The organism is Lewinella sp. 4G2, assembly GCF_001625015.1.
Taxonomy (GTDB): Bacteria; Bacteroidota; Bacteroidia; order Chitinophagales; family Saprospiraceae; genus Neolewinella.
The window spans coordinates 1394644-1417128 of sequence record NZ_LVWJ02000014.1; the positions used below are offsets into that span (position 1 = coordinate 1394644).

A 22485-nucleotide genomic window follows, 5' to 3' on the forward strand; every position below is an offset into this window, starting at 1 on the left:
CCTTAAGGTTGATTCCTTGGTATAAGTCGGGCCGTGTATTACTTTTGGGTGATATTTCGGGTCAACGACCTTTTGAAGCGCAGAGAATACCCCAAACTAGTCGATCAAAATAATTACACTGACGCCTCTGCGGCCATCTAGTTCGCTTGTACTTGAAGACAGCGGCCGGCACTTTTCTCCGTCCGATTACCTCTCTTCTTAACAAGTAAATACTTTCACATTTATGGTTTCTACTATTTTATTGGCGGTCCCCGCACTGGGAATCCTCGCCCTGATTTTTATGTTCGTCAAGTCCGCCGGCGTCTCCAAGCAGGACCCGGGCAATGAACTCATGCAACGTATCGGTAAGAACATTGCCGACGGTGCCATGGCCTTCCTGAAGGCGGAGTACCGCGTACTCGCCATTTTCGTCGTCTGCGTAGCGGCCATCCTCGGTATCTCCGCGGCGATGGACAGCAACGAAGGGACGCACTGGATGATCTCTGTGAGCTTCATCATTGGCGCGATCTGTTCCGCCCTGGCCGGTTTCATCGGGATGAACGTTGCCACCAAAGCAAATATCCGTACCACGCAAGCGGCCCGTACCAGTCTGGGCGCGGCCCTCGGGGTGGCCTTCGACGGTGGCGCCGTAATGGGTCTTGGCGTAGTTGGTCTTGGCCTTCTCGGTCTCGGCCTTCTCTTCTTCCTGTTCCAGAGCCAGTTCGGTATGGACACGGAAGCGAACGTACTGCAGGTGCTGTCCGTCCTGACGGGCTTTTCCTTCGGTGCCTCCTCAATTGCCCTCTTCGCCCGCGTAGGTGGTGGTATCTACACCAAAGCCGCCGACGTTGGGGCTGACCTTGTAGGTAAAGTAGAGGCCGGCATCCCCGAAGACCACCCACTCAACCCCGCCACGATCGCCGACAACGTTGGTGACAACGTAGGTGACGTAGCCGGTATGGGAGCTGACCTCTTTGAATCTTACGTCGGTTCCATCATCGGCACGATGGTAATTGGCGCTGGTTACATGGGCGTTACCGGATTTTCCGGTGGTGAGTTTAGCGGCCTCGGCGCCGTACTGCTGCCCCTCGTAATTGCCGGTATTGGCATTATCGCTTCCATCCTCGGTACCTTCTTCGTACGCGTGAAGGAAGGTGGTGACCCACAAAAAGCACTCAACACGGGTGAATTGATCGCAGCCGTCCTCTTCCTGATCGGTACTGCTGGAGCGGTATTCACCATGGTCCCCGAAGCTTACACGGTAAGTGGTATTGAATACGGCCGCTGGGGTGTCCTTTACGCCATCATCCTCGGCCTAGCCGGTGGTTTGGGTATTGGCTACATCACGGAGTACTACACGGGTACGGGTACCAAGCCGGTACAGGGTATTGTGGACCAATCCGCTACTGGTGCCGCGACGAACCTGATTGCCGGCCTTGCCGTCGGGATGCGTTCTACGGCTTACCCCATCATCGTGCTGTGTATCGCCATCATTGGTTCTTACTACTTCGCCGGGCTTTACGGCATCGGTATTGCTGCGGTAGGTATGCTCGCCAACACGGGTATCCAATTGGCCATCGATGCTTACGGACCGATCTGTGACAACGCCGGTGGTATCGCCGAAATGGCGGGCCTGCCCAAAGAAGTACGCGAACGTACCGACCAGTTGGATGCGGTAGGTAACACCACCGCCGCCATCGGTAAGGGTTTTGCCATTGGTTCCGCTGCCCTGACGGCCCTGGTCCTCTTCGCCGCCTTCATGCAGACGGCTCAGATCACGAGCATTGATATCGCTAACCCGTACGTGACCGCTGGTCTCTTCCTCGGTGCGATGCTTCCCTTCCTCTTCTCCGCCTTCTCCATGGAGGCCGTTGGCCGTGCGGCGAACGACATGATCCAGGAAGTACGTCGCCAGTTCCGCGACATCCCAGAACTGAAAGCTGCCCTCGAGATCATGCGTAAGTACGACTCCGACGAGAGCAAGTTTACGCCCGCTGACCAGGCCATCTTTGATGCCGCCGACGGTAAGGCCGACTACGAAAAGTGTGTCGAGATCTCTACCAAGGCTTCCATCCGCGAGATGGTGATGCCCGGTCTGATTGCCGTGATCACGCCCGTCATCATCGGTTTCGGTGGTGGCGCCGAGATGCTCGGTGGTCTCCTCGCCGGTGTAACCTCCGCTGGTGTGATGATGGCCATCTTCCAGTCCAACGCCGGTGGCGCCTGGGATAACGCCAAGAAGATGTTCGAAGAAGGTGCTTCCGTTCAGGGCACGATCTTCCACAAGGGTTCCGAGCCGCACAAGGCTGCCGTTGTCGGTGACACGGTGGGTGACCCCTTCAAGGATACTTCCGGCCCCTCCCTCAACATCTTGTTAAAGTTGATGGCGGTGGTTTCTCTGGTAATTGCACCTTTCCTGGTGTAATCCTAATTAGGATATCCACTTAAACGGCAATGGCCGCTTCGCTTTTGGGCGGGGCGGCCATTGTTGGTTTTATGAGGCTCCTTTAAATCTGATTGTAAGTCTGCATTTAATTGGCGGATGGATTAAACACGCTTTAGTATTCTCAGAATGTGTTGTTGATAAATAGCTGAAATTCCTGTGGTTGAGTTGCCTTTGTAGCCCTCTCCCCCGGCCCCTCTCCGTGGGAGAGGGGAGACGTCATAGTCGATATCTTGAGATTTGTATCAGATTTCAATTGATCGTGATTAAACAAAAAAGCAAGACGCTTACCAGTACGTAATAAGAATTTTCTATTTAAAGCGAATTGCACACTACCCTAGCATCTCCACGTACTCCGGGTTTACGTACACACCTGGCCAGTTTTTCCAGGATTTAGCCAGGCCCGCCCGCTTGGGGATTTCCAGAATTTGCCGGACGGCCGCGAGGAATTTTCCGGGGCGGATGCGGCGGTCGTGGTAGGCGCTATCCCAAAGGTCCCGGTCGTCCAGGCCTAAGTGTTGCCGAGCTTTGCAGGTGGTCAAACCGGTGTGGGATTCCATGACGGCGGCGCTGGAAACACTCTTCACGTCATCGGGTGCCTTTACGATGACGTGGACGTGGTTGCGCATTACGCAGAGCATGATGACGGAGACGATGCCCCGGTCGTCGAGGTTGCGCCAGGACTTGATGATGAGTTGCTGGAAACCAGGATCCATCAACACCTTTGGGCCACCCTTTGCGGCGTTGAGGGCATCCACGAGTGCCGTATCGTAAGCCGTCAGCGTTTCGTACTTCCGTTGGTTGATGCGGCTGCGCTCCACCTTGTCGGTAGCTTCTTTGAGTTCGGCTTCCAGGAGGGCCAACTGTTGGTCGCGGGTTTCCCCGAGTTGTAATAGGACTTCTTCTGACACACTCCCGTGCAGACGGTAGGTAATGTGTACGGGGGAGGAAGTAATGGAGGAGATATTGGAAGTGGGCGCGCTCATTCAATTTGTGTTTGTTTCGTAAATATAAAACAAAAAGTATTTTAACTGTAGCGTTGACACAAATTTGTTGAGCTAACTTTCCGTTCCGTCCGGCAGGCTAAGTGAGCCGTCTTCTGCGTTTGGGTCAACCGGCATTGGCCAACTTTCCCTCGCCAATTTGTTTACTCTATCCAACCAACCATCAATTTTGGACTACGGAAGTTACCAGGACCCGAATTACTTAGCCCTTTTCGAAGAAGCCCTGCGCTACGATAAGGTGGGCGACGTGTACACGGCCGTCAAGTTGCTCAAAAAGGTGATTCGCCTCGTGCCGGACCACCCCGATGCCTACGCCGCGCTCGGAAAGATCTACCACCGCCGGCGGGAGTGGAAACCGGCTTTCCACTACCTCTCCAAAGTAGTGGCGCTGGACGCCGACGACCGGGAAGCCTGGTGGAAACTGGGCCACGCTGCCACCGGGCTGAAACGCTTCACCGTGGCCGGTAGCGTTTGGGCTAAGTTCGGCATGGAAAAGGCTCGCCTTGGCGCGGCGGAGAACATCGAGATCAAAACCGAGACCGGTTACGAGATCCTCTGGATGCAACCGCTCGACGCCGCCCGGGCCCGGATCCTGAGTATCCCTCACCCAGGGAGTGACCTCCGTTTCCGCGACCTCGTGCTCTACGACCGCCGCAATATCGTCGGCAGCAACATCCACAACCGCCGCCGGACGCACGTCTATTCCTGGTTAGCCCTTTTGAAGCAGTCTCCCTACCGGACCTTCAGTTGCCTGTTGCACTCCAGCGATGAGATCGCCATCGCCAAGCTGGAAAACCTGTGCTACGACGCCGGCCTCGGTTTCGAGGTGTGGAGTAATGCTACCCGTACCATGCGCGGTACCCCCGAACGCGCCACCAAAGCGGAGAAGGATAACTTCCCCGAATACTACAACGACCTCGTGCCCAAACCCGACCACGGTACTACCCTCGTCGCCCTGGCGGCGATTCACCCCGCGGAGGTGGAGCGCGTCCTCAACGCCTGGGAGATCATCACTTTGGAAGGATTTTCCGACCTGCGTTCCTACGAATAAAAGTCAATGAACGGCCGTTTGCTACCGGTAGACCGAACTACGAAATCGACTCAGACAAATACGGTCACCATTCAATTTAGCCCCAAGCCTTAGCGTTATTTCCTTATCCCCCGCTAGCGTATGCCCCGAAAAAAACCAGTTTCCGGCTTTAAAGCGATTTATACCTACTTCGGCCAACTTGGTGCGCGGGCGCTGCGGGGTACCTACTGGTATATCAAAAGATCGTCCAAGTGGAGGCTCGCTGCTTTAGCGCTGGCGGGTTGTTTGGTGCTGGGTGTTTGTACGTTCGGCTTTCTCTTCCTCCGCGCTCAGGGTGGTGCCTACGGCAAGATGCCAACGCTTGCGGAACTGGCGCTGGTGGAGAATTCGGAAGCCTCGTCTGTCATCAGTGAGGACGGCCAGGTTATCGCCAAGTACTACCGCGTCAACCGCATCAGCGTGCCCCTCGACGAGATTTCTCCTTTCGTCACGAAAGGATTGGTAGCTACCGAAGACAGCCGCTTTTTCGAGCACCAGGGCGTGGATGCCCGGGCCCTCTTCCGCGTCCTCGTCAAGACCATCGCGATGGGAGACCGCAGCAGCGGCGGGGGCAGCACCATCAGCCAGCAACTGGCGAAACAACTTTACCCGCGGCAGCACAATGGCAGCCTGAGCATCCTGAAGACCAAGATCCGGGAAATGATCATCGCCAGCCGGCTGGAGGAGGTCTACACGAAGGAGGAACTGCTGGCCCTCTACCTCAATACGGTACCCTTCGGTGAAAATGCCTACGGTATCGAGGTCGCTTCCCGCCGCTTTTTCAATAAGCCCGCCGTCGATCTCCGGGCGGAGGAAGCCGCCGTCCTCGTCGGGCTCCTTAAGGCCAATACGACCTACAATCCACGTACTCACCCGCAGGAGAGTCAGGATCGCCGCGACGTTGTCCTGGCCCTCATGGCCCGCAACGGCAGCCTCACCCAGAGCCAATCGGATAGCCTGCGGGCCATTGAGTTGAAGACAGATTACCGCCGCTTTAACGTTGCCGTCGGCAGCGCCCCCCACTTTCGCCAGGTTCTGCGGTCGGAGGTGGAGAAGGCGCTGGTCGGTAAAGTCCACCCCGATCGCCGGCCCTACGACATTGATGGCGACGGGCTACGCATCCACGTGAGCATCAACAGCCACCTCCAGCGCTACGCCGAACAGGCCGTGCGGGAAGAGCTGCCAAAGGCCCAACTCAATTTCTCCCGCGACTGGCGGGGCCATAGCAAAAAGCCGTGGGACAATGCTTTCCGAAACGCCGTCGAACGCAGCAGACCTTACCGCCAATTGGCTGCGGCAGGACTAAGTGAGAAAGAGATTGACGAGGCCCTGGCCCGCCCGAAACCCATGACCATCTACGACCCCATCGCCGTCTCCCGCGTCGATACTACGATGAGCTCCATTGATAGCCTGCGTCACTACTTCACCATGCTGAACGCCGGGATGCTCGTGACCCAGGGCCGGGACGGCGTCGTCCGCGCCTGGGTGGGGGGCATTGATTACGGTTTCGTCCAGTACGACCACGTGAAGGCCAGGCGGCAGATGGGTTCCACCATCAAGCCCGTCGTTTACGCCACGGCTCTGCAGGAGGGTATGATGCCCTGCGAGTACACGCCCGCCCAGCAATTCACCATCGAAGACTTCCAGGATTACCAGCCGCGCAACGCCAATGGTAAGTATGAGGGTGCTTATTCCATGCGTGGCGCGCTGGCGAAATCCGTCAACACCGTCGCCGTCAACGTAGCCGTGCGCACCGGGCTCGACCGTTTTGCCGCGGAGGTTCGGGAGCTCGGAATTGAGGGCGACATCACGGCCAACCCCAGTTTGGCGCTCGGTACGGTCGAGGCCAGTTTGCCCGAGATCAACACGGTCTACAGCAGCTTCGCCAACGGGGGCGTCCGGCCCGACGGCATCCACTTTTTGGATAAGATCACCACCGCCGACGGTACCGTGCTGGTCCAGTTCGAACGGCCCGTAGCTACCAAGCGGGTCATGCCGGATACCGTCGCAGCAACGGCTACCTATTTGCTGGCCGGCGTCGTCAATTCGGGCACTGGGGCCAAACTCCGTAGCCAGTATGGCCTTGCTGGCCCCATCGCCGGCAAAACGGGCACAACGCAAGACCAGAGCGACGGCTGGTTCGTGGGCTTCACGCCCAAATTGGTCGTCAGTACCTGGGTGGGCGCGGAGTACCCGGCGGTTCATTTCCGCACGCTCAGCCGGGGTTCGGCTACCGCTACGGCACTGCCGATCTGGGGTAATTTCATGCGCAAGTTGCAGGATGCCAAGGGCCTCAAATTCTACAAAGGCGGCAACTTCCCGGAGTTAGACGACTTGGCGCTGGCGCTGGTGCAATGTCCGGATTACCTAGAAGAGATGCCCGTCTACTACGTCGACGAGCTGGATGCCGGGGAAGGCCCCATCCCGGGTTCGGTACGGAGCGGGGGAAGAACGGCGCTCGCGCAATTCCCCAGCCAGGACGTTGAACGGATGATGCGCAAAAAACGCCGCCGCAACAACGAGTCCGCCGGCGACTACGCCAACCGGATCGCCCGCTACCTCGAACGGGAACGGGAGAAGGAGGAGCGAAGGAAGAAACGGGGGAAGCTTTGGGTGGAGCGGTTGTTTGGGGGATAGGGTTGTAGATGATTTGTAGGCTGCGGAAGTCGTTGATCCGTCCTAAAATAGATCGATAATTATGAGGATTCCAGGCTGACTGCGGCTTCGTGTGGCTTGATGGTTAAGAGACCTCCGTAGACGCTGGAGTACTGGTGATGAGCGCGCGTTAATCTTGTAATCCAATCGTTCTGATTTAATGTCTCAATGAGGTTTTGGACATGGTCTGCTTTGTCGGCATGAGGTGGTTAAAATCAAAGTATTTCTAGGTTACTGATAACGTTCATTGTTCTAGGCGCTTTGTGACTATGAGTAGGTCTAAGCGCCATTATCCAATGGTCACCCTTCTTAGTACCTGTAAGGATAAATTGCGGAGACGGTAAACGTGATTGGTAATATCTAATCTGGAATAAAAAGCTAGAAGATGAATAAGGTCTAAAAAAATTCATTATTTGTAAAATTTTACTTAGATTGCTATGTAATCTTTATTCTATAACCCGATCAAAATATCCATTTATAACTCATCAGATATTTAAATTGATATTTTAAGAACCAATCTTAAACATCTTACTTTTCAAAATAGCATCCTTTAGTTCTCAAGAAAGGCTGAACTTGACAATTTAGAAAATGCTTGCGTAATTTTGTTTAGTGCATACATACAAGAACGCGATGTAAATGTAGTTGAAGCACACTTTGATGCAACCGGCCCCGGAAGTCAGAACTGATAAGATTTTAAAAATGCTCAAAAAACTTGTTTAGAGATGTATGGGGTCACCTCTTAAAAAGAGGGTATTCCAAACTTAAACGATAGTGTTTATACGCTATGCCTATGCAACGCGGAATTGTTTAGGATAAGTGTGGTATTCGCTATTAGTGGTAGAATAGTCATGTCTCAAATATTTAACGGGCTTAGCACTTTTGTTGATTTAAGTGCATTTAATCCTGGAGTCTACATTATATCTTTTGAGCAGGCTGGTAAAATAAATGAGCGAAGAAAAGTTGTAGTTCAATAATTATTTATTCTCGAATGTATAACGTAAGGCAGGCTATCCTGCCTTACGTTCAATTTTCAGACCCATGAAAGATATCTATACAATATTATTATTGGTGTTGTCATTTGGAAGTGCAAAATCCCAAAATACAACCTACTTTAAGTACTTTTCCGACTCGGAAGAAATTACTGATGAGCATCGAGTATCGGGTTTTGTGGAAGACACAGATGGGTTCCAGTACATTGCCAGAACCAATGCGCACAGACAAATTGATGACTGGGTGACGATTGTCATGAAATTAGATAAGTATGGCAACATGGATTCGCAGGTCGAATTGAATGGTTTGATTGGATTGTTTCAGGAGGGCCTGTATGTGTATGAAGATCAGCTCTTGCTGGTTAGCCAAATGTCTTACGATATAGATAATGCCGCTGGTATTAAATTGTATAAGTTGTCGAAAAATTTAGAAGTTGCAGATTCAACAATAATAGTGCTTGAAGGAGTTCAAACAGCACAAATAACGGGTGTAAAAATATACGGAGATGACCTTTATTTTTACGGACATATACGTCAAGAAGATGTGTCGTTAGAAATTGCGTCAGCTTATAAAGTAGATTTGAAAACGAATGTCATCCAAAATTCTTATTTGTTTGATCATGGCATTCAAAAAAATCAATGTAGCTCGCTCGTGCAGAACTCAAATGGGCAAGTCTATACTGCTACCGCATTCAACCATCCTTTGAATATAGGAATGAACCCAACGAGCGGGACACACATTAGTAAGTATTCTTCTGAAGGTGAGCTGGTGAAACAGGAATATTATGAGGGCAGTTTCTTTGCAACAACACAAAAGTTAGCTATTGCAAGTAATGATGATCTTATTTATACCCACTATAATGATATCACAAATAGTCAGCCTTGGGGAGAGTGGCGTAAAGGGTTCGTGCATAGGGCAAGCCTTGATGATTTCTCAGATTTTAAATTTGCGACCGCGCTACCAAATGACCCACACACCGCAAGACAATATACCGCTGAGGCAGTTTTGGTAGCTCAAAATGGTGATGTTATTATTGCAGGCAATACACTTGACCGAGAACTTCACTTTCTCAACTGCAGCAGTACCCATGCTTTTATGGCTCGTATTACCGCACAAGGTGACCCACTGTGGTTCAGAACTTATCAATTACCTCTCGGGGAGAACATACCAGCCCTTTATGACTGCGCGATTACTAGATTCAGTAGCCTATCAGAAACTATAAATGGTGACATAGTCGCCTATGGAACTGCGCGGACCATACCAGATCTGGCAAATACAAATGAGGGAGATCGTAATCATGGTTGGATTGTCCGAACAGATGCGAATGGATGTGTAGATGGCTATGGTTGCGAGCGTAGAATTACGCTTTCGGAGGGCGTTGACAGTACTTACCATAGTCTATTCAGTCCAGGCTATCAATGGAACATGAATAATAAAGCCTTCAATGGTGCAAATTCTAGTGAAGGTGTTTTCACGTATCGGTATCGTTTCTCTATGAACTCATATCTTCTTGAAGGCGATTACTATTACCAATTACTTCGTAGCAGTGAGAAAAGTGGGGAAGAAAATTTTGAAGAAACCGATTATTTCTTAAAGGAGCGGGAGGGTAAAATCTATCTGTTAAATCCTGAACGAGACGAATTTCCATTTACGGACGATCGAGATTTGCTGTTATACGACTTTACGGCGGAAGTTGGAGATACTATTGTCAACCAGCCGGTTTATTTTACGGGAGATAGTGATAGTACTTACAGTTACGTATCCGCTATCGATACTGTTACGCTTTTAAACGGAGAGCGCCGCCGGCGGTGGAAACTTTCGCTCATTGATAATATAATCGGATCGGAAGGCGATACTTACGCTTACGTCATTGAAGGAATGGGATCAACGTCCGGTTTGCTTTATCCAGTCGAACAGCCAGGTCTGCTATCAGTATTTGTTCACCAACCTTTATTATGCTACTCATTATTTGGGGAAACATTGCACGGCGGCTTTAGGTATACATTCGACATGACTGAACCAGACTCTTGCTTTGCAGACGAAACTGTATCTATACTAACTCCGAAAGTAGATGCAGTACCGATAAAAGTGTTCCCCAATCCAGCTACGGGGCAATTTTCTATCGAGGGACTTCATATAGAACGTGCGACTTTAGTGGATATCTCCGGTCGAATCCTTCGGACTTTTTCTCAACAAGAGAATCTTACAGTTGCTGATTTACCCGCCGGTATGTATGTTTTGTCGGTTATTAGTAAGGAGGGAATCCACGGCAGTTGTCGGATTGTGGTTCAGTGAGGTATTGCAGCTCAATAAGTCATTGATGTTGCTGGCGCGATTGGCTTAAACCAATCGTAGAATTTAACAATTTCAACTGGGCCTTTTAGCCAACAGCGTTTAGCAATCCCTTTATGTACGGTCAGCACGTACTAGCTTGGTCCAACATTATCCACACCACCAACCCAATCAAACCAATTCCCGATTAATATCCCTTACCAAGCCAGGGCCGTAATACACCATACCAGAGTACAGTTGAATCAACTTAGCGCCAGCCGCTAACTTCTCGCGGGCGGCCGCCGGCGAATCGATACCCCCAACGCCGATGATGTCCAGCGTCCCTCCACTTTTGTCGCAGAGGTAGCGGATCACTTCCGTGGAGCGGGCCCGCACGGGGGCACCGGAAAGACCTCCGTTGCCAATGGCGGCTACGGCTTCCGGGTCCGTTGTAAGAGGTTCGCGGGCGATGGTGGTGTTCGTAGCAATGATGCCGGCGATACCCGTATCCTTAACGATCTCGAGGATGTCGTCCAATTGGCCGTCCGTCAGGTCCGGGGCAATCTTTAGGAGGATGGGTTTGGGGTGCGTCAGCGTGCCGAGTGCGCCGAGTTGATCGGTCCGTTGTTTGGTGGTAGCGAGCTCTTGGTTGAGGGACTGCAGCGTAGACAATAGCGCAGTCAGTGGCTTCCGATCCTGCAGCGCCCGAAGGTTCGGGGTGTTGGGGGAGGAGACGTTCACGACGAAGTAATCCACCAGGGTGAAGAGTTTGCGGAAGCACTTAACGTAGTCCTCCGTCGCTTCTTCGTTGGGGGTAACCTTGTTCTTACCGATGTTGCCACCGATGATGGTGTTACCCGGGCGCCCTTCCTTTTTGAGGCGGCTCACCAGTGCATCCACCCCTTCGTTGTTGAAGCCCATGCGGTTGATGAGGGCACGGTCCTGCGGAAGGCGGAAGAGCCTTGGTTGAGCGTTGCCCGCCTGGGGGAGGGGCGTGACCGTCCCCAGTTCCAGGAATCCGAAACCGAGGCTGGACATGTTTTTGTAGTACTTGCCGTCCTTGTCAAAGCCAGCTGCCAGTCCTACGGGGTTGGGGAAGGGGAGGCCGAAGACCGTCCGGTGTAGGCGCTCGTCCTCAAACCGGTAGGTGGCCCGGAAGGCGTGGCTGACCCCGGGGATGGACAGGGTAGCGGCCAGGCCCTGTACGGTCAGCCCGTGGGCTTTTTCGGGGGCCATTTTGAACAAGAGCGGTTTGAGTACCTGGTACATAGGTCGTGGGGTTCTTTCCCCGGCAAAGGTAGCCGATCCGGGATTACCCATACGTTCGCCTTTCCAATTACTCCGCACCCGCGGCAGCGCCCTATTGTGGAAGTGAACGATGGGGTACGGCCAAAAAAAAGCCTAGCCGCAATGCGGCCAGGCACAAACAATCATAATCTCATGAAAAAAAGACGACCTAAAAATTCTTGGTGGGAGCTGAATCGTCATCAGATCCACAAATTTGAAACGGCATTATCGTGTTAGAAATTGCCCTGGAGGCAGACGAAAATACAACCGCATTTTATTCTAACAAACCGCTCGCAAACGGTATTGGTTCGTTCGTCACGAAATTTTGACACTTTACAAAAGGTGGTGTCGTACGTATGACGATCCGATCGCGGCGTGGTCACGGCAGCAATTACTGATGAAAAAATAACTGAACGAGTGTAGCGCTAGGGCTTCAACAGTTTGGCGTAGCGGGCCGGATCGTTGAGAACGGCGATGGCCTCTTTGACCTCGCGGTCGTTGCGCAGGCCCATCTGTACCTCACCGCGCTGGTAGTAGTAACGGCCGGCGATCTCCTTCTCGATGATGTTGATGATCTCCTGCTTGTACTGCTGAATGGCGGCCAACTGCTCCTGGTCGACCTGAGCCTGGATGGCTTTTAGTTGGTCGGTCACGTGGTAGCCCTCTTCCTCAGTCTGCTTGAGTGCTTTCTCGAGCGCCTTCTCCGCCTTAGAGTTGTATTCGAAATCGCCGCGTTGGATGAAACTCTCGAACATGGCCCAATCCTTAAACTGGAAATCGGCGACGGAATCGATCGTCTCGTGCTTGGTTACCCACTCGTTGACGAAGTCGAAAATGATGTAGTTATCCAGCAAACCCTGGGTAACGGCTTTGCCACCGAGGAGGGGCAACTCGATGTCGGGAGCCACGCCACCGCCGTCGAGGACCTTACGGCCGGACCGCGTCTTGAAGACCGCCCGCTCGCTATCGGGGATGTCGACGGGTTTGCCGTCCACATACTCAATCGCCTGGATGCACCGCTGGCTGGGGATGTAATACTTGGCCGTAGTGATTTTGACGCGGCTGCCGTAGCCGGTCTCCATGATGTTCTGGACGAGACCCTTGCCGTAACTGCGCTGGCCGATGAGGACGCCCCGGTCGAGATCCTGCAGGGAACCACTCACGATCTCGGAAGCCGAAGCGGAACGACCGTTGATGAGTACCGCGACGGGTAGCTCGAGATCCAGCGGATTACTGTTGGTCTTGTAGCTGCGGTCCCAATCCCGGACTTTCCCCTTGGTGGTGACGATGAGTTCGTCCTTCGGTACGAAGATGTTGACGATGTCGACGGCCTCATTCAGGAGGCCACCGCCGTTACCGCGCAGGTCGATCACGATACCGCTGAGGTCGGGATTGTCCGCCCGCAGTTTGGCGACGGCGTCGCGGACGTTCTTGCCGGCGTTGCGGGTGAAGGTCGTCAGGGCTACGTAGCCAACGTTATCGGCCAGCATCCCGGAGTAGGGGACGTTGGGAATGCTGACGTCGCCACGGAGCAGTTCCAGATTCTTTTTGCCGACGCCGGGGCGGTCGACGGTTAGTTTCATCGTCGTGCCGGGGAAGCCACGCATAATCTCCTCGAGTTGCTCGCGGTTGTAGCCCTCCGTTTCGCGGCCGTCGACGGTCAGGATGCGGTCGCCGGTTTTGATGCCGGCCTTGTCGGCGGGTTGGTCCTTGTACAGCGTCAGGATGGTGGGTAGTCCGTCGATGTACTCAATGTTGGCCCCGATGCCCTGGTACTTGCCGGCCTGGTTGAGGCGAGCGACTTCCACGTCCGTTTCGGAAATGTAATTGGTGTAGGGGTCGAGGGATTCGACCATGGCCTCAATGCCCGTCCGCATGAGCTTGTTGGGCTCGATATCGTCCACGTAGTACTGGTTGACTTCCTTGTACACGTTGGTGTACACCTCGATGGCCTTCATGATCTCGAAGAACTTATCGTTGATCGGGGAGACGGTGGCGGCGGTGAGGGAGATTATGGTAATCGTAGCGGCTACGGCGGCCACGAGCTTATTTCTTAGGGGCATATTCAGCGGTTCTGGGGAGTAAACGCTTTGGTGGGGGGAAAGATTATGGAGACGGTCTGGGACCTGCACGGTTGGTCTGGGACCTCCGGTCCCGGTTTCCGAAGTTAGGTGCCTCCGGCGGTTGCCAGGGAGTATGAGGAGTTTGGGGAGAAGCCGAGGTCATTACTGCTTTTAGAGTAACCTAAATCGTTTTGATGAATTCTTGAAACTGCCCGTCCCGAAGGGCCGGCCTGCGTAGCGGTGGCACACCGTTAGGTGGCTCACTCTACTCGATGGATGACTCCACTTGATGGCCTAACTCCACTCGATGGACGACTTTACTTGACATCCGACTCTATCGGATGGCCAAAGACTTACGTTCATCCAAGCCCGACCAGAGGTCGGGCCTCCACTAACCTAATTTAAGGGACAGGGCTCCAGTTAACCCGACCGGAGGTCGGGTCTCCGGAGGGCAGGGCTCCACTAGCTCAAATACTTCCCCACAATCGGCAACCTCCGGCCCATCCCAAAGGCCTTCGAGCTTACCCGCAAGACCGGTGCCGTCTGGTAACGTTTGAACTCGTTGATGTTGACCAGGCGGAGGGTGCGTTTGACCAAAGCTTCGTCGAAGCCCATCTCGATGATGTCCTGCGGAGACTGGCTCTTTTCGATGTACTGGTAGAGGACGGCGTCGAGTTGGTCGTAGGGGGGGAGGCTGTCGGAATCGAACTGGTCGGGTTTGAGTTCGGCGCTGGGGGGCTTGGAAATGATGTTTTCGGGGATGACCTCGCCGTCTTTATTCATGTAGCGGGCGAGTTCGAAACACTCGGTTTTGTAGACGTCGCCAATCACGCTGAGGCCACCACACATATCGCCGTAGAGGGTGCCGTAGCCAACGGCCATTTCGGATTTGTTGGAAGTGTTGAGCAGGATGTTGCCAAACTTATTGGAGAAGGCCATGAGGAGCATCCCCCGGGCGCGGGCCTGCAGGTTTTCTTCGGCCAACCCTTCCGGTTTGCCCCAGTAGAAGGGTTTGAGGGCATCCATGTAACTGTTGTAGATACCTTCGATGGGGACGAGATCGTACTGGCAACCGAGGTTCTCCGCCAACTGCCGGGCGTCGTTCACGCTGTGGTCGGAACTGTACTGGCTGGGCATCAGGATGCAGCGGACGTTATCCGCCCCCAGGGCCCGGGCGGCCAGGACGGCGACGAGGGCGGAGTCAATCCCACCACTAAGGCCGAGGATGGCCTTTTTGAAGCCGAGTTTACCGAAGTAGTTCTTGATGCCCATCACGAGACCATCGTGGATGAGGGTCATCTTGTCCCGCTCTTGTTCGCCAGTAGCGTTGTCTCCGCTACGGACTTCCTCCGTATTGAAGATGCGCATGGCCTCTTTGAAGTAGGGCAGTTCATCGATCACCTCTCCCTGCTGGTTGATGACGACGGATCCACCGTCGAAGAGCACCTCCGTTTGAGCACCGACGTGGTTAACGAGGTAGAGGGGGATGCCGTAACGGTCCACGTTGGCCCGCATGGTGCGGACGCGGTCGGCGGCGTGCTCGTAATCGAAGGGGGAGGCCGACACGTTGATGATCAGGTCCGGCTTTTGCTCCATCATCTGATCCATCGGGTTGATCTTATAGAGCGGGTTTTCGTTGCCGACGTTCCAGCTGTCTTCGCAGACGACCATCGCGATGGTCTTGTCCTGGTACCGGACGACGTTCCACTCGTGAGCCGGCTCGAAGTAGCGGTACTCATCGAAAATATCGTAGGTCGGGAGGAGGGTCTTGTGCTGTACTTGTTGGATCCGGCCTCCGGAGAGGAAGTAGACGCTGTTGTATAAATCCTTCCCTTCCACGACGGGATTGCGCGACGGGGAACCGACGATGATGGCAATACCTTCGGCTGCCTTGGCCAATTCATTGACCACTTCTTCGGCCTTATCGATGAAATCGTCAAACTCCAGGAAATCCCGCGGTGGATAGCCGGTCGTGGCCAGTTCGGGGAAGACGACGATGTCGGCGCCCTGCTCTTTGGCGCTTGCGACGTGCCGCAGCATCTTTTCAAGGTTGGCGGCAAAATTTCCGACGTGGACGTTGATTTGGGCGAGGGCGATATTCATGGTCGATGGTTTGATGGTAGAACAAAGATAGGTACACTTAGTTTAGAAAACAAACTAAGTATAGGCTTCCTATTATTGTCGACGGTAAATCTACGGAATGCAGGGGTGTCGCTATCGGTGGTCGCAGATGGGAACCAATCAACGATCCAGGGTATTAACTAGCAACCATCTTAGCCAGATTACTGAGCTGAGGTCAGCCAACCTTCGATACACACTTACCTTCGACTATGTCCCTGATTACTCCTTCCCAACTCCAGGATTTACTGGAAGACCCCAGCTTGCTCGTCTTTGATGTCCGCCACAACCTCTTCGACGTGGAGGCTGGCCGGACATCCTTTCGGGAAGGCCATATCCCTGGTGCTTATCACCTACACATGGATGATGATCTTTCCGGCGAGATTATTCCAGGCAAAACGGGCCGCCACCCGCTGCCACCGGTGGAAGTCTTTACGGCAAAAATGTCCCTGTTCGATCTGGACGCCGGTAAACAGGTGGTGGTGTATGATGACAAGGGTGGCGCATTGGCGGCCCGCCTTTGGTGGATGCTCCGTGCCATCGGCCACGAAAACGTTCGGGTGCTAGACGGTGGTTACCCCGCTTGGGTCCACGCCAACTTACCGGTCCAAACGGAGCAAGTTCCCCTTCCCGCTACGGATTACCGACGGGGTGCAGCGGCCTATCCCGTAAGTACCTACCAACTACGCACCTGCGGCAGCGCCCAAATCCGACAACTGGACGAAAGCGCTACGCTAGTGGACAGCCGAACGGCCGAACGGTACCGCGGGGAACACGAACCGATCGACCCCGTGGCCGGCCACATCCCCGGCGCGGTGAATTACCCTTGGCCGGACAACCTGAACGCTGACGGCACTTTCAAAGACCAGGACCAACTGAAAATCCGCTTCGCCACACTGGGTGACAAAGCGGATGATCCAATTTTCTACTGCGGCTCCGGCGTGACGGCGTGCCATAACCTGCTGGCCTTTGAACGGGCTTTCGGGCGGATGGGTACGCTGTATGCGGGGAGCTGGAGTGAATTTATAGTCTTGAGTCTGTAGTCTATAGTTTGCAGTGGTGGAGGTACTACAGACTATAGACTACAGACTGTTAACTAAACAATGGGCTAGGGTAAGTATTCTCCGCCACCAACAGCGCAAAGGCTTCCTGTACCTTCGGCTTATCTTCCTGGTAGGTGACGCCGTACCACTTATCGTCGGAGACGAGGACTTTTACCTGGGCGGAACCGTCCTTGATCATGTTGTCCACCACTTCGGGGATGAGGTACTCGGCACGGGGGTTGTCTACGTTGGCGCGGGCGAACTCGGTGAAACCCTTTTCGATCCGGTCGAAGATGGAGGGGTGGAAACCCCAGAAATTCATACTCACGACGTCGTTATCGGCCAACTCGTACCGGTGGCCATCTTCGCCGAGGTAGGAGGGGACGCCGTTGTCGCCACGCTGAATCTTGAGGCGCTCGTTGACGTCCTTCAGTAGGTAATCCTCGGCCACTACGGCGACGCCGCGGTTGACGGTGCCGTGGTCAGAAAGCGTCCGGTGCAGGACGTAGCCGCACATGGAGAAGAGGTCGGGGCGAACGTCCGCCACCAGGAAGCCAGCCATTTGCTGGAAGCCTTTGATGCCGTAGTAATCGTCCGCGTTGATGACGGCGAAGGGTTCGTTGACGACGTCCTTCGCAACGAGCATCGCGTGGGTAGTGCCCCAGGGCTTTTCACGCTTGGTGTGGTCCACATCGTCGGGGACGTAGCTGTCCATGCCCTGGAAGGCGTACTCGACCTTGATCTTATCGCCGAACTTGCCGTCGAACTTTTCGCGGAAGGGCGCTTCGATGTCCTTACGGATGATGAAGACCACCTTGCCGAAGCCGGCGCGGATGGCGTCGTAGATAGAGTATTCAATAATACCCTCTTCGCTCGGGCCGACGCCGTCGATTTGTTTGAGGCCGCCGTAACGGCTGCCCATTCCGGCTGCGAGAATAACGAGGGTTGGTTTTTGTGCTGTGTCCATGGTTTGGTTTAAATAATGAAGGTGGTGGAGCGGTCGGAATTGCCGTCCACTCATTTGAGACCCTAATATTAGGTAATTCCCCTCTTATTTGTTCTTCGCCCGGCGCTGAAATCCGTAGGCTTCCGTGTGGGCGCGGGAATAAGCGTAACCGTAGAAACCCATCAGGGACAAAATACCCGTCGCAAAGCAGACGCCGATGGCGGTTTGGGAAAGGGGCACGAAATCCGGGTAGGTCGTCTGCCAGAGCAAGATCTCCAGTAGAATGAGCGCGGCGGAAACCAACAGGCAACAAATAAAAATGGCCCGGCCGTACTGCAGCGTTGGTGCCTGCAGACGGAATAGGCAGGCGCGCAGAAAGCGCACGTTCAGCTCCCGTTCGGGCGCCATTCGGATCAATTCCCGGGAAACGTGAACGGCTACGTCATACCGCTGCTCCCGGAAAGCGCTCGCTGCCTTTTTGAAGAGCAGGTGGTGAAATACGTCTCCCTCGATGCCTTCAACGCGGTTGATGTTATGGCGCATGCAGGTTTCGATCACGAGGTCCACCATCATGAAGTGCTGGCGGTAGGCACCGGTGGCGAAAAGAGCGTCCGCGTAGGAAACGGTGAGCTCAAAATTTTCGAGCACGTCCAGCCGGCCGATCTCCTGCTCCTTCTCCTCGTACAAACGGATGATCCGTTGGTAGTCCCGGGGATCAACGTCCCGCAGGTGGCGGTAGAGCTGGGAGTAGTGGCGCGCTTGCATCGGGAGTAAAAGTCGGGAAGGGAGCTTTGGGTTTGCCTGATTCCCGTCAAAAATCAGCCTAAATCGGTCGGAAACCCAAAGGGGGTGCTACAGACTATTTCTCAGTACCAGGTTAAAGGCATTTTCCTCGTGGGCCACCTCCTTGTTGAGGATCATCTCCGCGGCCCGGCGCCCCATGCCGGCGAAGTCGGTGGAAAGGGTAGAAATGCCGTCCAGCAAGATCTCCTTCAGCGGGCTATCGTTGTAAGAGAGGATGCCAATGTCCTTCCCCACCCGGTGGCCGGCATCCTTAACGCGCTTGATGAGGGTGACAAGGTCGGCTTCCATTAGCGTGATGTAAGCATCTCCCACCTCGATGTCGTGGTCGCTGATATCGGAAACTACGTAACCCCGGAAGCCGTGGTCGATGACGAAGCGTTGGAAGCCATTCAGGATGGCCTTGGGGTGGTAAGTATCGTGGGGGAAGATGATCTTCAGCCGGGGGTACTTCCTCAGCGGTTCAATCGCCTGGTTGAGGGCCCGCTGGATGTCTTTTTCGAAGGGTTGGTAAATCGCCGCGTAGTTGCCCTTCAGCCCGGGGATCTCCTTATCGAGGATCACCAATTTGTGCTTTGGTAATTCATTGATCAATTCCACGGCTTTTTGTTCCCCACCGTAGAAGTGGCCAATGATCACGTAGTGGGTGTGTAGCTCTCCGGCATTGAGCAGCAGATCCCGAAAAATGGGAAAAGAGTTGTTGTACACGAAGAAATCCACGATCACTTCTGGCCCGAGCGTTTCCACGAAAGCATCGTAGATCAACTTTTTGTGGGCGCTCAACTTGTTGAAGATCAGAAATACTCGCCGCTTCGTCCGCAGGTCCGCCCGGCGGATGAAGTAGCCTTTGCCCTGGACGGAATCGATCACTTGCCGTTCGCGGAGCTCCCGGTAGGCCTTTTCGACCGTCCCCCGCGCAATGTCCAGCCGGGCGCTGACGACGTTGATCGAGGGAAGCTTATCCCCGGCCTGAAAATCCCGGACTTCTATACCGTGCACCACACTATTCACGATCTGCTGGTAGATCGGGGTGATGGAGTTGTGTTGAACTTTAATACCTAGTAGCAAGAAGCAGTATTTCGACGGTGGGGCGAGGATGCAGGGATATACCTGGCTCTTACCAACCGCGCTAACCAAAGCCGGGCGCTGTACCATTATTACGAAAAGAGGCCCCGGTCATTCGCCACCAAAGATACAATGATGGTAGAGTAAATGACTCCGAATGGATACCTAAATATAGAGGGTAAAGCCAACGTTTTTGGGGTTATACCCGTGTTGAACTGACACAGAAATAATCCGGAAGTGCTCACGTAGCAGCAGCATTGGGGGTACGGAAAAAAGAAAGCAGCAGTATAGAACTATCCCCGGGCCAAGCTACTTATCCAGCCACCGCAGCAATAAGGGGATCAGCAGCAGGTCACTCACCACCGCGCTCGCCAGCGTCAGGCTGATCAACAAACCAATCGTTACGCTCGGCGGATTGATGCTGAAGAGCATCACCAGAAAGCCGAAAAAGAGCACGATCGACGTCAGGACGATCGCCTTGCCCGCCTCCTTGAATGTCAGGTGAATCGCTTCCTCCACGCCCATCCCCCGGCCCCGCGCCAGGCGGTATTTGGCCAGGAAGTGAATCGTATCGTCCACCGCAATCCCGAAAATGATGGCGAAGACGATACTGACACCGGCTTCGAGCTCAATCCCCAAAAAGCCCAGCATGGCGCCGGCCAGCAGCAAGGGCAATAGATTCGGTACGAGACTGATGAGCAACATCTTCCAACTTTTGAACAGGAAGCCCATCAGTACGCAAACGATCAAGATGGCCAGCCCTAAACCCTGCAGCAGGTTGCGCCGAATATATTCTGCGTTTTTGTCGATGATGACACCGGTGCCGGTAGCGCGCACGTCCACCAACGAGGTGTCCACGTTGGTGTTGATCCACGCGTAGGTCCGGTCCATAAACACTTTTACGCTGTCGGCGCCGAGGTCGCCGAAACGGCTGGTGATCCGGGCTTTGGTGCGGTCCTCGTTCATCAGCACGTTGAGGTTGCCGGGCGGTATCTGCTTGGCCAGGCGCTGGTATTTGCGGTAGGTCGCCTCGTCCTCCGGCAGGTCGTAGGCATCCGGCCGGTTGTTGTTGAACATCTGGTTGATGCTCCGGTAAACGGTCGTAATGCTGGCCGTACTCTGCACCTGTGGGAACTGCTTAATGTAGTCCTCGATCTTCCCGATCTGGGTCATCACCTCGAAGTCGGTGATCTTCGCCGAGTCCTTCGCGGTGATCGCCATTTCGAAGGGCCGGAAGCCGGATAGCTCGCGCTCGAAGAACAGAAAGTCCGCCGTGATCTTTTTCCCTCGCGGCAGCGCCGATTCAATCCGGTAGTTCGTCGTCACCATACTGATTCCCACCGCGCAGAGGATGGCCACCACTACCGCGCCAATTTTGATCTTCTGGGCGCTGACGCGGGTGAATTGGTAGGACCGTTCCAGTAGGCGATCCCAAAAGGCTTGCTGTCGCCCAATCTTAACGATCTGGTCCACACTGAGGTAGGACAACAACGACGTGGTAAACAGAATCACCGTCACGAACGCGACTAGAACTCCCAGGGCGGCGTTGATGCCGAAATCACGAATGGGGTCCACCCGGCTCGTCAGCAAAGTCGCAAACCCGACGGCCGTAGTGAGGGAGGTCAACAAAGTCGCCAACCCAATTTCCTTGATGGTGATCCGGATGGCCGTTTCCTTGTCCTTACCAGCCCGCAATTCATCGATGTACTTCGACATGATGTGGATGACATCCGACGTACCGACGATGATCATCAGCACCGGGTAAAGGGCGGCGATCGCATTCAACTCCCGCCCCAGCAAACCTAGGATGCCCAGGAACAGGACGAGCCCTAAAGCAATACTCACCAGCGAAACCAGGATCCCCAACGGCCGGCGGAACAACAGGAACATGATGATGGTCACCAACACTCCGGAAATGAGGGCCGACACCACGACCTCCCGCACCTGGGTAGCCACCATCTCCTGCTGGAAGTTGGCGGCGCCGAGGTAGTGGTAATCCACAAAGTCGTACTGGTCCATCAGCCCCTGGACGGACGCCATGAGTGCCTTCGCCTTATCGAGGCTACTGGCCACATCGACGTCCTCCGCATTGAGGTTGATGAGACTCTGGGTCTTCAGCAGAACGACGAGTGCCGTCGCGTCCTTATTAATAAGGTTATTGACGAACCGCTCGTCGGCCATGATCCGGGCGCTATCCGCCGCGAACCGGGCCGGCTCGTTGAGGTGAATGGCGGGGATGGTCGTCACCGCAAAGGGCGTCTTCAACGGGTAACTAAAGGTCGTCAGGGATTGGACGCCTTCGATCATCTCCAATTCCCGGGCCTCGAGGGCAAAGGAATGGGCCTGGTTCAGAAACGTAGAGTCAAAGACCCCGTCCGGATTTTCGAGGGCAACGAGCAGAAAATTGTCGTCTCCCTCAAACTCCTCCACGAATTCCAGGAAAAAGGCCAGGTCGTCATCCCCCCGCGGAAAGAACTGGGAAAAATCAAACGTAAACTTCAGCTGGAAGCAACCGTAGACGGCCGCGACGAAGAAGAAAGCAAAACTGATGAGGACGGGGAGGCGGTACTTGCGCATTGGCGGAGGGGCGGATGGTGCATTAGCTTCGCTGCTACTGCGTGGTGGTATTTTGGTGCTTTGGGCTGCCGCTGTTACCTGCGGCAGCCCAAAGCACTAAAGGACCAACGAACCCAAAGAGATAGTTTTTTAGACAAAGCCCGGTGCTCCAAAAGGTTCCAGAGAACAGAGCTA

General features: G+C 54.2%; 14 protein-coding genes. 6 read left to right on the top strand and 8 right to left on the bottom strand.

Annotation, left to right across the window (positions count from 1 at the left end; translation table 11 throughout):
- Positions 1-223: 223 nt before the first annotated feature.
- Positions 224-2404 carry a sodium-translocating pyrophosphatase gene (locus tag A3850_RS06815; protein ID WP_068215122.1) on the top strand — a complete coding sequence of 727 codons (2181 nt, stop codon included), beginning with the start codon at positions 224-226 and terminating at the stop codon, positions 2402-2404.
- A 350-nt stretch (positions 2405-2754) separates the two neighbouring features.
- On the opposite strand, the gene A3850_RS06820 is transcribed toward A3850_RS06815, so the two are convergent.
- A complete protein-coding gene (locus tag A3850_RS06820; RefSeq protein ID WP_068215123.1) occupies positions 2755-3408 on the bottom strand; it encodes a hypothetical protein in 654 nt (217 codons plus the stop codon).
- Between the two features lie 157 nt (positions 3409-3565).
- On the opposite strand from A3850_RS06820, the gene A3850_RS06825 reads away from it, so the two are divergent.
- The 4 genes from A3850_RS06825 (at position 3566) to A3850_RS06835 (ending at position 10435) form a co-directional block, all read left to right on the top strand.
- Complete coding sequence (locus A3850_RS06825) at positions 3566-4477, top strand: M48 family metallopeptidase (RefSeq protein ID WP_231915291.1); 912 nt, start codon at positions 3566-3568, stop codon at positions 4475-4477.
- Positions 4478-4597: 120 nt separating this feature from the next.
- Positions 4598-7132, top strand: coding sequence for a transglycosylase domain-containing protein (locus A3850_RS06830; RefSeq protein ID WP_068215125.1), 2535 nt, complete (start codon positions 4598-4600; stop codon positions 7130-7132).
- An 836-nt stretch (positions 7133-7968) separates the two neighbouring features.
- Entirely contained in the window at positions 7969-8124 is a 156-nt protein-coding gene (locus A3850_RS20560; protein ID WP_369916960.1) for a T9SS type A sorting domain-containing protein, read from the top strand.
- Between the two features lie 64 nt (positions 8125-8188).
- Complete coding sequence (locus tag A3850_RS06835; RefSeq protein ID WP_068215126.1) at positions 8189-10435, top strand: T9SS type A sorting domain-containing protein; 2247 nt, start codon at positions 8189-8191, stop codon at positions 10433-10435.
- Between the two features lie 168 nt (positions 10436-10603).
- Here the strand turns inward: A3850_RS06835 and A3850_RS06840 are convergent, their stop codons facing one another.
- The 3 genes from A3850_RS06840 to A3850_RS06850 form a co-directional block, all read right to left on the bottom strand.
- Positions 10604-11680: a quinone-dependent dihydroorotate dehydrogenase gene (locus tag A3850_RS06840; protein WP_068215127.1), complete on the bottom strand. Its 1077-nt coding sequence runs from the start codon at positions 11678-11680 to the stop codon at positions 10604-10606.
- 443 nt (positions 11681-12123) lie between these two features.
- The gene (locus A3850_RS06845; RefSeq protein ID WP_068215128.1) at positions 12124-13761 is read right to left on the bottom strand and encodes a S41 family peptidase; all 1638 of its coding nucleotides are present in this window, start codon (positions 13759-13761) and stop codon (positions 12124-12126) included.
- A 462-nt stretch (positions 13762-14223) separates the two neighbouring features.
- Positions 14224-15864, bottom strand: coding sequence for an NAD+ synthase (locus A3850_RS06850; protein ID WP_068215129.1), 1641 nt, complete (start codon positions 15862-15864; stop codon positions 14224-14226).
- Between the two features lie 227 nt (positions 15865-16091).
- On the opposite strand from A3850_RS06850, the gene A3850_RS06855 reads away from it, so the two are divergent.
- Positions 16092-16922, top strand: coding sequence for a sulfurtransferase (locus A3850_RS06855; protein WP_068215130.1), 831 nt, complete (start codon positions 16092-16094; stop codon positions 16920-16922).
- A 49-nt stretch (positions 16923-16971) separates the two neighbouring features.
- Here A3850_RS06855 and A3850_RS06860 read toward each other — a convergent pair whose 3' ends face one another.
- From A3850_RS06860 to A3850_RS06875, 4 genes are all read right to left on the bottom strand, one after another.
- Positions 16972-17889 carry a sugar phosphate nucleotidyltransferase gene (locus A3850_RS06860; protein ID WP_068215131.1) on the bottom strand — a complete coding sequence of 306 codons (918 nt, stop codon included), beginning with the start codon at positions 17887-17889 and terminating at the stop codon, positions 16972-16974.
- Between the two features lie 84 nt (positions 17890-17973).
- Positions 17974-18633: a hypothetical protein gene (locus A3850_RS06865; protein WP_068215132.1), complete on the bottom strand. Its 660-nt coding sequence runs from the start codon at positions 18631-18633 to the stop codon at positions 17974-17976.
- 87 nt (positions 18634-18720) lie between these two features.
- Positions 18721-19737 (bottom strand): GntR family transcriptional regulator, encoded by a 1017-nt coding sequence (locus A3850_RS06870; RefSeq protein ID WP_068219496.1) that lies wholly within the window; start codon positions 19735-19737, stop codon positions 18721-18723.
- 306 nt (positions 19738-20043) lie between these two features.
- The gene (locus tag A3850_RS06875; RefSeq protein WP_068215133.1) at positions 20044-22311 is read right to left on the bottom strand and encodes an RND family transporter; all 2268 of its coding nucleotides are present in this window, start codon (positions 22309-22311) and stop codon (positions 20044-20046) included.
- Positions 22312-22485 lie beyond the last annotated feature (174 nt).

Bases quoted from the DNA above. Each gene is read 5' to 3' on its own strand.
- A3850_RS06845 (WP_068215128.1), bottom strand. From the start codon at position 13,761: ATGCCCCTAAGAAATAAGCTCGTGGCCGCCGTAGCCGCTACGATTACC.
- A3850_RS06875 (WP_068215133.1), bottom strand. From the start codon at position 22,311: ATGCGCAAGTACCGCCTCCCCGTCCTCATCAGTTTTGCTTTCTTCTTC.
- A3850_RS06835 (WP_068215126.1), top strand. From the start codon at position 8,189: ATGAAAGATATCTATACAATATTATTATTGGTGTTGTCATTTGGAAGT.
- A3850_RS06860 (WP_068215131.1), bottom strand. From the start codon at position 17,889: ATGGACACAGCACAAAAACCAACCCTCGTTATTCTCGCAGCCGGAATG.
- A3850_RS06850 (WP_068215129.1), bottom strand. From the start codon at position 15,864: ATGAATATCGCCCTCGCCCAAATCAACGTCCACGTCGGAAATTTTGCC.
- A3850_RS06820 (WP_068215123.1), bottom strand. From the start codon at position 3,408: ATGAGCGCGCCCACTTCCAATATCTCCTCCATTACTTCCTCCCCCGTA.
- A3850_RS06830 (WP_068215125.1), top strand. From the start codon at position 4,598: ATGCCCCGAAAAAAACCAGTTTCCGGCTTTAAAGCGATTTATACCTAC.
- A3850_RS06855 (WP_068215130.1), top strand. From the start codon at position 16,092: ATGTCCCTGATTACTCCTTCCCAACTCCAGGATTTACTGGAAGACCCC.
- A3850_RS06865 (WP_068215132.1), bottom strand. From the start codon at position 18,633: ATGCAAGCGCGCCACTACTCCCAGCTCTACCGCCACCTGCGGGACGTT.
- A3850_RS06815 (WP_068215122.1), top strand. From the start codon at position 224: ATGGTTTCTACTATTTTATTGGCGGTCCCCGCACTGGGAATCCTCGCC.
- A3850_RS06840 (WP_068215127.1), bottom strand. From the start codon at position 11,680: ATGTACCAGGTACTCAAACCGCTCTTGTTCAAAATGGCCCCCGAAAAA.